We start from the raw sequence: 16,120 nt of genomic DNA on the forward strand, positions 1-16,120 counted from the left end.
ATTAGAAATCCGTTGAGCTAGGTTTCAGATGAGCTTTTTCTCTGCCCTTACTGTACCTGGACTGCAACAGCATCTTTCTTTTTCCAGGGAAGACTCCGCGATTCTCAAAGGGTATGGAATTCTCTTCATGATCTTTCATCATGTCTTCGGCTTATACGCTCTCCCCGCAGGCGTGGATACGGCATGGATCGCTCCCTGTCTTACAAAAGCCGCTCCCATCTTTAAAATTTGCGTACCCATTTTTATTTTCATCACAGGGTATGCTATGGGATGGAAAACGAATTCATCTTCAACCCTCGGTTCCCTCGTTAAAACAGGCTGTTCCCATTACCTTAAATTCTGGAAAATTTATTTCTTATGCCTTCTTCTGGCTACTCTGGTTTCCTGGGCATTCCCCTTGCCCATTTTGCCATCCGTTGCCGACATGGGCTGGAAAAACGGCCTGCTTGCCGTAACAGGATTGAAGCCCTGTTATCCCGACTGGTGGTACATGGCTCTTTTCGCGGCAGCCTCCATAGCCCTTTATCCCACTTGCGCATGGATCACGCATCACATTGCGCCTGTTCCATCCATGGCCGCCCTGCTGGGGGTGTCCCTTTTACTTCAAAGCATGACCCACATTCCCTGTCTGCCGGAAATCGCCTCCTCCTTCCCCTCTTTCCTTCCCTGCTTCATTCTCGGTTACATGTGCGCCTTTCTGGCTTCTCGCTTCTCTGCTCTTTCAACGTCCCAACGCCTGGGAGCAATCCTGTTGCTGGTTCTTGAAATACTATCCATCCATCTCTTCAGCTTTTCAAAAGCCAAAACCCTGACGGTTATCTTTCTCTTCACCCTCTGGTGCCTGCCTTGGATAACCCGGAAACTCCGCCTCACGCCGCTCCTGACGCTGCTGGGGACTTACTCCGCGCTTATGTGGCTGAATCACAGATTCATTTTCGGTTACCACTTTAGTTGGGATCTCTATGGGACCCGAAGCATCAGCATAGTATTCATCGTGACGCTGGCCTCCTCCCTTCTGCTGGCCATGGCCATGCAAAAACTTTTCAACCGGATGATTCGCCCTAATCCGCAAGCGCAGTCAAAACCTTTGTAACAACCTCACCAAGTACGGATTCCAACGCCTTTTAATTCCAGGGCGGATCTCCGTATTTATTCTCTCCAAGCCGGCTTTCCCCGTGAAATAAATACCACAACAGCAGCCACCCTACAAAGGGGACGGCCAGAAAAACCAGGAAAAAGCCGCTTCTCCCCACATCATGCAGACGCCGCACCATGGTAGCCGCCAACGGAACAGACAGCACGGCAAGCGCCATGTACAGCAGCGGGGAAACCAGTTCAACCCACGAAGACAGGGAAGGGAAAAAACCGTATTTCACAACGGAGGGGGCTCCCGCCACGGCCAGCCACGCGACCCCCACTCCGGAAAAAACTTCGTGCAGATCTCCTTTTCCGGCACGGCCCTTAAAACTGCACCAAGCCTTGATGATGCGCATCCAGTACTTCCTCCTGCTCCAGCCGGGTCCGGCATCCTCAGGCCCCGTTCCGGCTTCCGTCAGAACGGGCGGCACTCCATCATCATCCATGACAGTCATGGAAGGAATAAAGGAGGCCAAGGGCCTCCAGTCTCCATCGGGGACCTTCCGGACCAACGTCCGGTTGGACAACCGGCCGAGATTACGGGCCCGCAGCAAAAGCTCCAGAGAAACGGGGCCTTTGGGAGAACCGTCAATCGCCTGGTACTCGTAAAGACCTCTCATGGAGGAGCTTATCTGGATTCCTTCCCATGGCTGAAGGCGGAGGCGGGTATGTCCTGCCTGGGCAGACCGGGGCCTTCCCACTTCAAAACCAGCCTGGAGGCAGCACCGGAATTCCCCACATAGCCGATGCGGATGGGATGAAGGCCGGCTTTCAAATAAACGGGATTCTTCCGGTCGCCCAGATCAGAGGAAACCTCGGCTCCCGGCTCATAAGTCTTGTCCGCGTCAATCAACTCCATGCCGTGCAGCCGGACAAAAGCCTTGCTGCCCTTGTTTTCATCCGTGGTCAGATAAAACGTATATGCCCCGTCCTCAGGGATCTTCACATACCCCGTCAGCTCCACGCCGCGCCTGGCCGGACCGTTCATGTTCACGGACGGGGAAGGCGTCACGCCATGGGCGGAAGCAGGCTTCTTCCACTGGCGGAAATCCGGGACCCAGGGAAAATCCCCTTCATACAGGGACCATTGCAACCCGGGAGAAACGGTTCCCTTCACGTCCACGGCGGGAACCGGCGCAGAGTCAAACACTGTTTTGGAAGGAAGGGAAGCCCGGCGATTGGACAAAGCGGCGGTTTTCATGCGGGCCTGAAGTTCCGGCCTGGAGGATGCCAGATCCCTGCTTTCCTGCGGGTCATTCAAAGTATCGAAAATCATGAAATCCCTGTCCGCATCCTTCACACCCATGCGCAGGCCTTTCAATCCATCCACAAAAACAATCTGCTGCTGGCCCCGCTGCGCTCCCTTGTGTTCACCCAGAAAATCCTTATACTCCGGCGTTTTGCCTGCGAAATTATATTCGGCATAAACAATGCCGGGCTTCTGCTGGTCCGCATGGCCAGTTAGCGTCGGCAGCAGGGAAACGCCGTCACTACGGGCAGGAACCGGAACCCCAGCCACATCAGCCAGCGTAGCCAGCCAGTCATGAAACTGGCCAGGGTTCAGACTGATCTGCCCCTTGGGAACGCGTGCAGGCCAGCGTACCAGCGCCGGCACGCGCATCCCTCCTTCCCAGCAATCTCGCTTAATGCCGTCCATCATGCCATAACTCTTGAAAAACTGCGGATTTTGCGCTCCGTGCCAATGCCTGGTATCACTCCCGCCCTCATTGTGTGGGCCATTGTCGGACGTGAAGACGATCATCGTATTATCGTCAATCTTCAAATCTTTCAGCAGCCGTACCAAATCAGCCACGGCATCGTCCACGCGGCGGATCATGGTGGAATGACGTTTGGCCACATCATTCGGGAAATGGGAATTGTCCGGATGAATATAAGTATCCTTATTCTTCTCCGCCTTGGCGTCAAAAGCCGTATTTACGGATTCCGTTCCTTCCTTCTTCACCCATTGCAGACCTCCCTTCAAACCGCCTCCGGAGGGATAGGGAGTTCCCGGAACCGTCAAACTTCCGTGGGGAGCCGGAAAAGCCAGATACAGGAAAAACGGCTTGCCGGTTTTGCGGGCGGACTTGCGCTGATCCACAATCCACTGCTTGGCGCGGGCGGCAAACAAATCCGTGGAATAAGCCGTCTGGGGCACCTGATCCTTGATATTCTTCCACTCGGGATTGGAAGCGTAGCCGTTGTACTCGAAAATGTCACGGGATTCGGAAGGATAGTGGAAATGCCCCGCCAAATGGTCCAGGATACCGTAAAAATAATTGAATCCCCGCTGATGGGGGCCGGCGGTCATGGCCACCTGGCTCTGACCTCCGCCTCCTACACCCCATTTGCCAATGGCGGCAGTATCATACCCGGCATCACGCATCACGGTGCCAAGCGTGTGGGAATCTTCAATAGGATGATCGAAACGGTTATTTCTCACCACTCGGGAATTCCCCTGATGCACCCCCAGCAGCAGGGAAGCGCGCGCCGGGGCGCAAACCGGAGCGGCGGAATAGTGGCGGCGCAGCTGAATTCCCTCCCGCGCCAAAGCGGACAGGGCCGGAGTCTTGAACTCGTTCTTTCTCTCCACCGTCCGGCCATTCAACTTCTGCTGGCTCCAGTTGGAATCCAGGTCTCCCCAGCCCATGTCGTCCACCAGAATGAAAATAACATTGGGCTTCGAAGTCTTGACAGACCGGGCAGCCGGCTTCGCAGCCTGCCCGGAAGCGCCCATGCACGGAACCAGGGAAGTCAGAAGAACGGATAATAAAGATACCAGCTTCATGATTCAAAAGAAAATAGACTCTGAAAAAGACGTTAAAACAAGGCGTCATCTTACATGAATTTTCTCATCCCTCAAGAGAATTGCACGGAAAGGGCACAGAGGATTGAGCCGACAGGGCCCAGCGGAAAAAAACCATGAAAGAACCAGCCTTACAGCCGGGAACAGCTACAATTCCGCCATACTACCAATGACCGAATTTTCCGGACGGAGCCATGAATGGAAAAAGCTCCGCCAGCATTCCCGGCTGCCGGAACCTCAGCCCTCCCGCGCCGCCCGGTTATGCCTGCCCCTGGAGAGAACGGCAGATCCTGCAAAGGAAACCCGGCAGGATAGATATTCCCCCCCTCTGCCAGGCAGAAAATACAGAAAACCGGCGGGAACAGTAATCATGAACCGGAACGCTCCCAAACATCCGCGCCAATTCCGGAAGCAATGTTGATGACCTTGCCCGGAACAGCGGAGGCGTCAGAAACGCTTCTTCCTGTCGTCCCTGCGGGAACGTTCTCCCCAGCGTTCGCCGCGGTCACTGCGGAAGCCCCCGCGGCTTCCCCTGAATCCGCTGCGGTCCCGCTCTCCACGGTAACTGCTGCGGAATCCTCCATTGCGGCGGGGCGGGCGCGGTGTGCCGGAATATTCCGGAGCGCCCTTGTCTTCACGGACATTAACTTCATAGCCGCAGACGGTAGCCGTCGCCAGAGCCTCCAGAAGCTGGGGCGCCACGGAAGCGTCCACTTCTATCAGGGAATGCTTGGGGAAAATCCGGATATCGCCCACGGCGCCCTTTTCCATTTCCACCGTATTGTAAAATAACCCGGCTATGTCCTTGGGCCGCAAGCCAATCATCCGGCCTCCATTCATAAACAGCGTAACCGTATCACCCTTATGCTGCCAGGAATCACCCTTCTGCGGGCTCTCCGCATCCTCCCCGGTTTGCGGCATACGCCGCGCCCTGCGTGCCGGCTTGTCTTCCGGAATGGGCTGCACCTCCCGGTGCGTACGTTCCCGAAGCAAATCAAACAGGGCCGCAGCCATGGCCTCCGGCGCAGCCTCCACTTCTTTCAATTCCTCCGGCAGCACGGCATCCGGCTTGAGACGTTCCAAAATATCATCCACCAGAGATTCCGTCCGGAGCTGATCCACCTGAACGGCAGTCAACACAGGTTCCGGAGTCAACTTAACGCCGATGAAGCGCTCTATGCGGCTCATCAGGGAAAAATCACGGCGCCCCACAAAAGTGATGGCCTTCCCCTTGCGGCCGGCGCGTGCCGTGCGGCCGATGCGGTGCACGTAATCCTCCGGATCACGCGGCAATTCAAAATTCACCACGGCATCCACATCATCCACATCCAGGCCGCGGGCGGCAATATCCGTCGCCACCAGAAGACGCAGGCTCCCCCTGCGGAAGGAATCCATGACGCGTTCCCTCATCATTTGAGGCATATCCCCATGAAGGCGGTCCACCGCATAACCGCGGGCCGTCAAACCGTCCACCACGTCATCCACCACCTTTTTGGTATTGGCGAACACCAGCCCCATTTTAATCTTTCCGGTGTCGAGCAGCCGGCTGAGCACCTCAATCCGGGAGGAAAACACCACCTCGTAATAAACCTGTTCAATGGTAGGCACCGTCAGCGTGGGCCGTTCAATGGAAATCTGGACGGGCTCTTTCATGAACCTGCTCACCAGACGGTTGATTTCCGGAGACATGGTAGCGGAGAAAAACAGGGTCTGCTTCGTTTCCGGCATGGCCTCCGCAATGCGTTCGATGTCTTCCAGAAAACCCATATCCAGCATCTCGTCCGCTTCATCCAGAATCAACATGCGGAGGCCGTCCAGCCTCAACGCCCCGGATTCCATCAGGTCCATGACGCGTCCAGGCGTTCCCACCACAAACTGCACCCCGCGGCGCAGGGCGTCCAGTTGCGGACGGAAAGAAGCCCCCCCGTAAATGGGGACGGCGGAAACGCCGTCCATGAACAAAGCCAGCTTGTCCACCTCCCGGCAAATCTGGACGGCCAGTTCCCGAGTAGGACAAAGGGCGAGCACTTGCACGCAGCGTTCCTCAGGCTCAATGCACTCCAGGGCCGGAATGGCAAAGGCAAGCGTCTTTCCGGAGCCCGTATGGGACAGCCCCACAATATCGGACCCTCCGATCGCGGCGGGAATCGCCTGCTCCTGAATGGAGGAAGGAGTATCGAAGCCGAGCACTTCTATAGCCTCCAGAATCTCCGGTGAAATGCCAAGCGTCGAAAAAGAAGATGTTTGAGCCATGGGGGAAAAATGATCTGTCAGAGTCACGGGAGAAGCTGAACATTATTCCCTCCCGTGTCCAGCCAAAAGAACGGAAGATACCGTCAGATGCCACGATTTCCGCAGAGCCGCCTGCGAATAAAAACCGGTTTCCCCCGCTTCTGGTCTTTACATTCATACACGGAGTTGCAACTTGCAGGAGCGCATTTGCGTATGATACAAATAACGGCCTTCGAATTCATGGATAAAACGCCAAACAAATCACAGTCCTCCCTGCTGGGGATTTTCATCAACATCCTTCTCCCGGTGTTGATTCTGGACTATTGCAGCGCGGGCCCCGCCAATCCTCTGGAACGCCCGGAAGGAGAAAATTTCTGGCATATCGGCCCGGTATGGGCCCTCGTCATCGCCCTTTCCCTCCCTCTTGTCTATGGCATCCGTTCCCTGGTCGTCTCCAGAAAATTTGACCTGATGTCCGGCGTCGGCATGGCCGGCGTGCTGCTGACGGGCGTCATCAGCATTTTCGTCATCGGCCCGGAAGGGCGCATCCACAGCGCCACTCCCTGGCTGTTCGCCGGAAAAGAAGCTCTGATTCCCCTCATTCTGGCGGCGGCGGTCGTCGTCTCCCGGTCTGCCGGCACGCCCCTTCTCAACATGTTTATCTACACGCCGGAATTATTCGACGTGCGCAGGATAGAACAAACGGTGGCCGCCAACGGCGAGGAACGGGCTTATCAGAAACTGCTGGCGAACTCGTCCTGGATTCTTGCGGGCACGCTGGTTGCCTCCTCCACCGGCAATTTTTTCCTGAGCCTCTCTTTCATGTCTTCCGTCATACAACAGCCGGAAGCGGAACAGCAAGTGGCCTACAACGCCGCCATCGGCAGCATTACCTGGTGGGGCTTCCTGATCATCGGGATACCCATCCTGGCAGCCCTTGTGTTTATCATGACCCGCCTGATTAAACGGCTCGGCAGGCTGACCGGCCTCTCGCGGGACGAACTCCTTCTCAAATAATCCTCAAACCATGCGCCTCCATACTCCATGCATCCTGGCTGCCGCCATCGCCCTTCATGCGGCGTGGGCGGATACTCCCCGGTTCGACCGGATTTTCGGTTCCCATATGGTACTTCCCCATGGAAAAAACATTCCCGTTTCCGGTACGGCCGCCCCCAACAGGGAAATAACCGTTACTTTTGGGAACACAGCCCTGAAAACAACAACCGACTCCAAGGGGAAATGGAGCGTCACGCTGCCCCCCATGCCTCCCTGCGCCACAGGCCAGACGCTGGCGGCCGAGCAAAACGGAGACTCCGCCAAATTGGAAGATGTGCTCGTGGGGGAAGTGTGGCTGGCTTCCGGCCAATCCAACATGCTGTTCCGTCTGAACCAGACCACGACGGCCAAAGAAGACATAGCGGCTTCCGGAGACGACCAGCTCCGCCTGCTCAACAACGTTCCGCAAGCCCATACCAACAACGCCCCCTACTCCGCGAAAGACTTTGACGCAGTCACCACGGACAACTTCTATAAAGGTCAATGGGCCGCCAGCTCTCCCTCCACCTCAGGGCCAATGACTGCCGTGGGCTACTACTTCGGGAAAAAACTCCGTGAAGGACTGGGTATTCCGGTAGGCATCATCCACTCCTCCCTGGGAGGCTCGGAAATCGCAGCGTGGATCCCCCGGCAGGTCATTAATGCCAACAACAGCTTCCGTACCCTGCGCGGCAACCACTGGCTGGACTCCCCCCTTATCTCCGACTGGGTGAGGGGACGGGCCAGGAAAAACATCTCTCCGCGTTTGAACCAGGGCTCTCCGGACCATCCCTATAAGCCGGCGTTCCTTTACGAATCCGGCATTGCATGGACAACGTCCCTCCCCGTCACGGGCGTCATCTGGTATCAAGGAGAATCCGATGCGGAGATCATTGACAACGCCCAAAACGGCATGCTGCTGAAAACCATGATCTCCTCCTGGAGAAAAGCTTTCCGCAACCCGGAAATGCCCTTCGTCATGATCCAGCTCCCCCGCATCAACGACCCGTCAAAAATCCGCGCCGGTTGGCCGGAATTCCGTGAAATGCAGGACGCCGTGGCCAAAACCGTTCCGAAAGTTTACAGCGTCAACACCATTGATCTTGGTTCCACCAATTCCGACGTTCATCCTCCATTCAAGCGCCCTGTGGGGGAACGTGCAGGAAATACTGCCCTGAACAAGGTTTACGGTAAAAAAATCCCCTGTGAAGGACCTGCCTTCAAGGCCTTCAAAACCTCCGGTTCCAGCATCCTGGTTCAACTGAACCAAGCCGCAGGACTGACCACCACGGACGGCAAAGAACCGGCCCAGTTTGAAATTGCCGGAACGGACGGAATTTACCATCCTGCCGCGGCGGAAATCACCAACAGGAAAGGCGACACAGCCGTTATCCGCCTCTCATCCCCGGAAGTAAAATCCCCCAAACACGCCCGATATTGCTGGAACCGTTTCGTGACCCCCAACCTGGTCAACGGCAACCAGCTCCCCGCCCGTCCCTTCCGGACGGACGCACCTGTTCTGAAAAAATAACTCATACCACACCATCACTCCATGAACCTTCATCTTCTCATCGCTTCTCTGACAGCCACACTCTCACTGGGCATGGCGGCACAAGCTTCTCCCGCCAAAGTAGCCTGCGTGGGAGACAGCATCACCTTCGGCACCGGCCTTAAACCCGGAGAAGCCCGATATCCGCAAGTGCTCGCCACACTTATGGGGCCGGACTTTGACGTCAGAGGCTTCGGCAATCCCGGAAAAACGGCAGGCGACTATCCGGGCCAGGCAGGACGCTGGTACGGCAGCACCAAGGAACACAAGCAAGCCCTGGAATTCAAGGCGGATATTTATATCTGCAACCTTGGCATCAACGACACGGGCCGCTGGTGGAACCCCGAACTGTTCTCCAAAGGCTATGACGCTTTGCTTCATGCATGGAAAAACGCCAATCCCAAAACACGGTTCTTTGCCTGGGGGCTGCTGGGCCCGGACTACCGCGGCCCGCTCAACAAGAAGGCATTTCCCGGCAACTGTTATCCGGACGTGCGTAAATATGCAGGCTCGGACAACGGCTCATCCGCCAACCGCCCGGAAGCGGAAAAACTGATCGCCGCCGTTGCGCGCAAGTACAAAGTCAGCCTCTTTGACGCGCTGCACCCGCTCTCCGACCATCCGGAATGGTATGTTGACGGGCTGCATCCTACGGAGCAGGGCGCACGGCGCATTGCGGAAATCACCTTTGCCAAGCTGGCAAAAAGCCTCAAGCTTAAGCAGCCCGCACCCAGGCTGGAACCGGGCACCGGCAACGTGATCATCAACAACCCCGGCAACTCCGGCATTCTTCTGGATGGATGGAAACTGACGGACGGAGCCAATACGCTCATCTTTGAAAACTCCACCGTCATTCATCCCAAGGACAGGCTTATCATCGCCATTGGCCCGGAAACTCAAAAAGACCCGACCAAGCCCCTGCAAATCAAGTCCGCCCAATCCCCCGCAGCTTTCCGCCTCATTCCTGCGAAAAAACATTAAAAACTTCCTGAACAGGCTTATGGGAACACGCGGAACTCCTGCATGTTCCCATAAGCCCAGCGCACGCTATTCCGCCCATACACACGCGCAGCAGGCGGCATGCCTGCGTCACAGGCTGTTTCCCCCTCTACCCTAAAAACTCATTTTCATCCTGTTTTAATTGAGCATTTCTGTTTCCAAAACGGTCTACAGTGCATGGAACAGAATAAAAGCAAATCATCCGCATGCCGCCTGCTTGGCCCCCTGGCCACCAACACCAGCATGGACTTCGGCGTTCTGTTGCTGCGCCTGGGCGTAGCAGTCATGATGCTTGTGCATGGCATTCCCAAACTGGGCATGCTCATCAGCGGAAACTGGGCGGCTTTCCAGGATCCGCTGGGAATCGGCAATTTTCTGTCCCTGCTGCTGTGCGTAGGCGCGGAATTCGGATGTTCCGTCCTCCTCTTGCTGGGATTCCTCACCCGTCTGGCCTCCCTTATCCTGGTCATTAACATGTGTGTAGCGCTCTTTCTTGTCCTTGGTCTTTCCGGGTGGGGAGCGCAGGAACTCGCGGCCATCTACCTGCTGATCTATCTGACCATCTTCTATACGGGACCGGGTAAATTCTCCCTGGATGCCTGGTGGCTCCGGCGCGACTGCAAGATAGAAGTGGAATGAAAACAGCTCCTCCCGCGCGTCCTATGGCAAAAATACTTCTTTTTTCACTCGCCGCGGAAGGAGCCTTCCTCTAGGATGCTGGCACACCCAGTTCATCCGTTCAATGTCCGGCAAACTAACCTACAAGCAATCGGGGGTCGATACCAAAGAAGCAGCCGCCTTTGTATCCGACATCAGCTCTCACGTTAAAAGAACGCAAAAGCAGAGATCTCTTCACCAGGCCTTTGGCCTTTTCGCCGCTGCCTATGATTTGAGCTCCTACAAGGAACCGGTCATCGTCACCGGGTGCGACGGCGTAGGCACCAAGACGGAAATTCTCTTTGAACTGGACATGGTGGAAACCGCCGGCAAAGACCTGGTGGCCATGAACGTCAACGACATTCTTACCACGGGCGGCGCCCCTCTTCTCTTCCTGGATTATCTGGGCATCTCCAATCTGGAACGGGAACGCTCCCGCATCACCCGCCTGGTGGCCGGCATGTGCGACTACCTGGAATCCTGCAACTGCATCCTGGCCGGAGGAGAAACGGCGGAAATGCCCGGTGTGGTGCCGGAATCCATCGTGGAACTCTCCGGCTTCTGCATCGGCTGTTGTGAAAAAAGCAAACTGATTGATCCGAAAACCGTCCGGCCCGGAGACGTATTCATCGGCTACAAATCCGACAGCTTCCATGCCAACGGCTGGAGCCTCATCCGCCGCATTCTGGAAGAAAATCCGGATGTAGTTGATGAAGAGGAACTCCGTTCCCTTCTCCAGCCCACCCGCTTGTACCATGACGTGGTGGCAGATATGCGCCGCTTCAACGTCACCCCGAAGGCATACGCCCATATCACGGGGGGAGGCCTCCCGGAAAACCTGGAACGCTTCCTGGGCGACTACGGAGCAGACCTCTCCATTCCCTATTGGGACAACACCGCAGCCCAGAAAATCCTGAAGCATGTGGATCCGCAGGACCGCTTCAACACCTTTAACATGGGCATTGGCTGGGTAGCCATTGTGAAGCCTGAAGACGCGGAAGCCGCATTGAAGGCAGGTCCGGGCGGCACGGTCATCGGCACGCTGAGAGAAGGCCGCGGCATTCATGTCAAAGTACAGGGCGAATAAAAACACCATCTCCTTGCAGCGGATACGCCACACTTACAGGACAATCTTTTCATCATCTTCCCATGAGCGATTTTCTTAAACACGAGTGCGGCGTAGCCGCCATTCGTCTGCTTAAGCCTCTCTCTTATTTTCAGGATAAATACGGCTCCACCCTCTGGGCATTCAACAAACTGCTCATCCTGATGGAAAAGCAGTACAACCGCGGCCAGGACGGCGCGGGCATAGGCTGCGTCAAACTGAACATGCCTCTGGGGCAGCCTTATCTGTTCCGCACCCGGGACGCCAGCAAAGACGCCCTTACAAGCATCTTCAATGGGCAAATCAAGAAGCTCAACAAAAAGGTCCGCCGCGGCCTGGTCAACCTGAAGGATGCGGAAGACATCAAAAACAAATTCGACTACGGCGGGGAAATCCTGATGGGGCATCTCCGCTACGGCACCTCCGGCCTCTTTGACGAAGGTTCCTGCCATCCCTACCTGCGCCGCACCAACTGGCCGACCCGCACTCTGATGGTTCTGGGCAACTTCAACATGACCAATACGCCGGAATTGAACCAGCGCATGATTGAACGCGGCCAGCATCCCGTCTTCGGAACGGACACGCAGACTGTCCTTGAAGAAATAGGGTATCACCTGGATGAAGCCCATACGGACCTTTACCGCGCCTTGCGGGACAGCGGCATGCCCGGCCCGGAAATTCCCCATGCCATTTCCTCCCGGCTTAACATTCAGGAAATCATCCATAACTCCGCCAAGCAATGGGACGGCGGATATGCCATCATGGGGGCCATCGGCAACGGGGACTACTTCTGCCTGCGGGATCCGCACGGCATCCGCCCATGCCACTACCTGATTACGGATGAATTCATTGCCGTGGCTTCCGAACGCGTTCCTCTGATGACCGTCTTTGAAGTGGACAGCGAACAGGTTCAAGAACTTCCGCCGGCCAATATGCTCTCCATCAAAGCAGACGGCACACATGCCATTACGGAATTTACCACCCCTCTGAAACCGGCTCCCTGCTCCTTTGAAAAGATTTACTTCTCCCGCGGGAACGATCCTATCGTTTACCGGGAGCGCAAGGCGCTCGGCGCGGCGCTGACCCCTCAAATCGTGGATTCTCTGGAAGACCGTTTTGACAAATCCGCTATCACCTACATTCCCAACACGGCGGAAACCGCCTACTACGGGTTGCTGGAAGGCTTGCGCGTTTACCGCCGCAAGCGCGTGCATGCCCAGCTTCTGGAGGCCCTGAGAAACGGAACTCTGGATGAAAACATGCTGGACAGCGCTATCCTGAAGCGCTGGCCGCGCGGTGAAAAAATCGCCCACAAGGATATCAAAATGCGCACGTTCATCACGCAGGAAAAAAGCCGCGCGCAGCTGGTTTCCCACGTATATGACCTCACTTACGGCGCCGTAGGACCGGAAGACGTGCTCGTCGCCATTGACGACTCCATAGTCCGCGGCACCACCCTGAGAAGGTCCATCCTCCGCATCCTGGGCCGCACCAATCCCCGGAAAATCGTCATTGCATCCACTGCCCCGCAAATCCGGTATCCGGACTGCTACGGCATTGACATGTCCGAGCTGGGCAACTTCATCGCCTTCCAGGCGGCCGTCTCCCTGATCAAGCAGCACGGACAGGTCCGTCTGCTGGAAGAAGTGTACACGGCATGCAAGGAAGAACTGACCAAGCCCAAGGAAGAACGGCGCAATTGCGTAAAGGCTATTTACGAAGGGTTGACTGAGGCTGAAATCTCCCGGGAAATCACCCGCCTGGTCACGCCGCACGACGCGCCGTGCCCTGTGGAAGTCATCTTCCAGACCATCGAAAACCTCCATGAATCCATAGAAGGCCCCTGCGGCGACTGGTATTTCACCGGAGATTATCCGACTCCGGGCGGATACACCACAGTTAATGTGGCATACATGCGCTGGTTTGAGGGCAAAGGGGGCCGTGCATACGATTTGCCCTTGTAGCACATCCCTTTTTTTGGGTATTCTGTCGTTGATATGTCAGGACCCATTGCATACACGACCTTGGAAGACACCGAACTGGTCGCCAGGGCACGGGAGGGAGACTCGCGGGCTTTTGACGAGCTCGTCATTCGCCACAGCCGCAAGCTCCATGCCACCCTGTACCAGATGACGGATAACTACGATGACGCCTATGACATCGCCCAGGAAGCGTTCTCCAAAGCCTACCGGGCCTTGCGCTACTTCAACGGGCAAAGCGCCTTTTATACATGGTTGCACTCCATTGCCGTCAACCATGCCAGAAACTTCCTGAAAAAACGCAACCGCAGAATGACCTACAGTCTGGACGACGACGAGTACGGCGACCATACGGAAAAGGACATGAACATGGCGGATGAAACGGATGGAGCGGACCCGGAACGCCGAACCCATCTGAATGAGCTGCAACTTAAAATTAATGAAGCCCTGAAAAAACTTTCGTCCAAACACAGGGAAGTCGTTGTCCTTCACGATGTGAAAGGACTCAATCATACGGAAATATCCGCCCTTCTGGGCATCTCTGAAGGAACGCTCAGATCACGTCTGCATTATGCTCACAAGGAACTCCAGGGGCTCTTGGCGGAATATCTGAGTTAACAGATTAAAAAAATATTGAACGTCAGTTCTCGCTGTCATGTCAAACGCATAGTCCCGCATTTCGGGCTAACATACCCTAACCTCTATTATATTTAATATTAACGAAGATGGATAAACAATCCACAGATCACAAGGAAGAAGCTCTGGTTGCCATGCTTGCGTCTCTCCGTAAGGAACCCTGCTATCATGACAATTTTGAGGAAGATTTCCTCCGCAATTTTCATCTTAGAAAGGAAACCGATCAGGCTGCCAACTCTGCTTGGAAATTGTTACTCGAACGTCTGGACAACTATCTGCAGAACTTTCGTGGTTGGCAGTGGGTCTATGCTTCCATGTCCATCGTGACATTGGCTGCAGTAGGCGTTATTATCGCATCCGGCAACATGGATGATCCAGCCGACTCTTATGTGGCCTCCTCCCAGGAAAAAGAAGAAATTCTCCTGACGGAAAAAGCAATGCCCGTAAGTAAGGAAACTATTGAACAAACCTCTACCGAAGCCGCCCCTGCGGAAAAACCCGAATTCACGACGGGCGCGTCTTCATATGACACATCAGACACCAATAATCAGCAGAAAACCAATTCCAATACCGATAAGAAACCGGTATCCCGCGTTCTCATTGAGATGTAACAATCCATGATGAACCTGGCTCCTATATTGACGGGCATGGCCGTTGCTGGTCTGATTTACCAGGCAGCGGCCGTGCCTGTTCCCTTTAAGATAGAAGCCATTCCCCCCCAGGGGGGAGGAGCGCCGTACACAACCATGGCGGCGCAGGTCGGCAAGGACATGCTGGCCTCCCTGATTCCCTACCGGGTTTTAAAAAACGCAGACACGACCTACCGCCTCGGGGACAGAAACGCCCCGCCCCTTCAGGTCTGGGCTCAGGAAAAACTCACAGGCCTGACCATCTTCAAGGTGGACCCTGCCCGCATATATGACGGGCAGGCGCCCCTTACCCCGTCCTGTATCCTTAAACGCGGCGACAAACTGTCCTTTGCCAGCAGCAAGAATGAGACCACGCAGGGAATTTACGTGGGCATGGAACATTCCATTGGGGACACCAGTTTCCCCCTGCGACTTATCCGCGCCCAGTTCCCCAAACTGGCCATCCCGTCCATCGGCCAGCCATGCTACGACTCGGAAAACCGTCTGGTAGGCATTGTGCTGGGAGTTTCCCGCAAGGGAACTTGCCATCTGCTGCCTGCCCGGGCCATCTCATTCCTGGCGGCCCATCCGGAAGCCAAAAGAGTGCGCCTGGGCTGCCTGCTGGACATCAACTCTTCCACCCCCGTCATTGAGGGCCTTATCAACGGGGGGCCTCTTGCGCGGGGAGGAATCCAGACCGGGGACATCCTCATCAACATCAACGACACGCCTATCCGCAACTACGGGGACATGTTGGACGCCACTTATTACCTTACGGGAGACAAACCTCTGTCTATCGAAGTCATCCGCGGCACCCAGGTGGTCAAAAGCAAAGGAATCATCCCTACGCAGGATTCCCGTTAATCCAAACCCGGCCGCCAAATAAATGCCGGGTCTCCGGACGGCTCCCGCTCAAAATCGTCCTGAACCCTCTTTCAGGCTTGAACTCGCCCGCTGGCGCACTTAAAAAAGGGCGTGCTTCAAATCGTCTTCAATAAAATCAGCGCTGCGGAAGTATCCAGCATCCCCACTCTGGAACAGCTGGATCTGCTCGGAGACTTTCAAGTCTCGGAATCCACCCTCCAAACCCTGGATGACGCCCGTTTCGGCAAAATGGAAAAGGATGGCAAAATTCTTTACCGTTACGTCGCCAAAGATTACCGTATCTACTTTGAAGTCATTGAAGGCAAAGTGATCGTCCACCGCGTCCTGCACGCCAACAGCCTGAACGATTTCCTGTTTCGCACCAATATTTCCCCGACTGCCGGCGAAGATGAAATCCTGAGCCAGTCCAAGCACTTCTGGAAACTCATCGACGAAGGCAAAAACGCCTCCAAAGCCTGACTTTTCCCATTC

At 55.6% G+C, this 16,120-nt stretch carries 14 protein-coding genes; 11 read left to right on the forward strand and 3 right to left on the reverse strand.

Translation table 11 applies throughout. From position 1 onward, the window contains the following. The first annotated feature begins 127 nt into the window (after window positions 1–127). Window positions 128–1,093 (forward strand): hypothetical protein, encoded by a 966-nt coding sequence (locus O4G22_RS02495; protein ID WP_345784512.1) that lies wholly within the window; start codon window positions 128–130, stop codon window positions 1,091–1,093. A 31-nt stretch (window positions 1,094–1,124) separates the two neighbouring features. Here O4G22_RS02495 and O4G22_RS02500 read toward each other — a convergent pair whose 3' ends face one another. The 3 genes from O4G22_RS02500 to O4G22_RS02510 form a co-directional block, all read right to left on the reverse strand. After that, window positions 1,125–1,757, reverse strand: a complete 633-nt coding sequence (locus O4G22_RS02500; protein WP_306702081.1) for a DUF805 domain-containing protein — start codon at window positions 1,755–1,757, stop codon at window positions 1,125–1,127. Between the two features lie 8 nt (window positions 1,758–1,765). Further along, the gene (locus tag O4G22_RS02505) at window positions 1,766–3,925 is read right to left on the reverse strand and encodes a sulfatase-like hydrolase/transferase (protein ID WP_306702082.1); all 2,160 of its coding nucleotides are present in this window, start codon (window positions 3,923–3,925) and stop codon (window positions 1,766–1,768) included. 465 nt (window positions 3,926–4,390) lie between these two features. Continuing rightward, the gene (locus O4G22_RS02510; protein ID WP_306702083.1) at window positions 4,391–6,196 is read right to left on the reverse strand and encodes a DEAD/DEAH box helicase; all 1,806 of its coding nucleotides are present in this window, start codon (window positions 6,194–6,196) and stop codon (window positions 4,391–4,393) included. A gap of 219 nt (window positions 6,197–6,415) precedes the next feature. On the opposite strand from O4G22_RS02510, the gene O4G22_RS02515 reads away from it, so the two are divergent. From O4G22_RS02515 to O4G22_RS02560, 10 genes are all read left to right on the forward strand, one after another. Beyond that, window positions 6,416–7,192 carry a VC0807 family protein gene (locus O4G22_RS02515; protein WP_306702084.1) on the forward strand — a complete coding sequence of 259 codons (777 nt, stop codon included), beginning with the start codon at window positions 6,416–6,418 and terminating at the stop codon, window positions 7,190–7,192. Between the two features lie 10 nt (window positions 7,193–7,202). Beyond that, a complete protein-coding gene (locus tag O4G22_RS02520; protein WP_297667285.1) occupies window positions 7,203–8,741 on the forward strand; it encodes a sialate O-acetylesterase in 1,539 nt (512 codons plus the stop codon). A gap of 21 nt (window positions 8,742–8,762) precedes the next feature. After that, complete coding sequence (locus tag O4G22_RS02525; protein WP_290489662.1) at window positions 8,763–9,740, forward strand: GDSL-type esterase/lipase family protein; 978 nt, start codon at window positions 8,763–8,765, stop codon at window positions 9,738–9,740. 195 nt (window positions 9,741–9,935) lie between these two features. Continuing rightward, on the forward strand, window positions 9,936–10,397 hold the full coding sequence (locus tag O4G22_RS02530) for a DoxX family protein (protein ID WP_094136955.1): 462 nt from the start codon (window positions 9,936–9,938) through the stop codon (window positions 10,395–10,397). 103 nt (window positions 10,398–10,500) lie between these two features. Then, a complete protein-coding gene (gene purM / locus O4G22_RS02535; protein ID WP_300771363.1) occupies window positions 10,501–11,502 on the forward strand; it encodes a phosphoribosylformylglycinamidine cyclo-ligase in 1,002 nt (333 codons plus the stop codon). A 62-nt stretch (window positions 11,503–11,564) separates the two neighbouring features. Next, complete coding sequence (locus tag O4G22_RS02540; RefSeq protein WP_295977511.1) at window positions 11,565–13,484, forward strand: amidophosphoribosyltransferase; 1,920 nt, start codon at window positions 11,565–11,567, stop codon at window positions 13,482–13,484. A gap of 33 nt (window positions 13,485–13,517) precedes the next feature. Further along, window positions 13,518–14,117 carry an RNA polymerase sigma factor gene (locus O4G22_RS02545; protein ID WP_094136953.1) on the forward strand — a complete coding sequence of 200 codons (600 nt, stop codon included), beginning with the start codon at window positions 13,518–13,520 and terminating at the stop codon, window positions 14,115–14,117. Between the two features lie 107 nt (window positions 14,118–14,224). Next, entirely contained in the window at window positions 14,225–14,746 is a 522-nt protein-coding gene (locus O4G22_RS02550; protein ID WP_094136952.1) for a hypothetical protein, read from the forward strand. Between the two features lie 6 nt (window positions 14,747–14,752). Then, on the forward strand, window positions 14,753–15,628 hold the full coding sequence (locus tag O4G22_RS02555) for a PDZ domain-containing protein (protein WP_297404976.1): 876 nt from the start codon (window positions 14,753–14,755) through the stop codon (window positions 15,626–15,628). Window positions 15,629–15,739: 111 nt separating this feature from the next. Next, a complete protein-coding gene (locus tag O4G22_RS02560; protein WP_012419515.1) occupies window positions 15,740–16,108 on the forward strand; it encodes a hypothetical protein in 369 nt (122 codons plus the stop codon). Window positions 16,109–16,120: the final 12 nt, after the last annotated feature.

It is taken from the genome of Akkermansia muciniphila (assembly GCF_030848305.1).
In the GTDB taxonomy this organism is placed as follows: Bacteria; Verrucomicrobiota; Verrucomicrobiia; order Verrucomicrobiales; family Akkermansiaceae; genus Akkermansia; species Akkermansia muciniphila_A.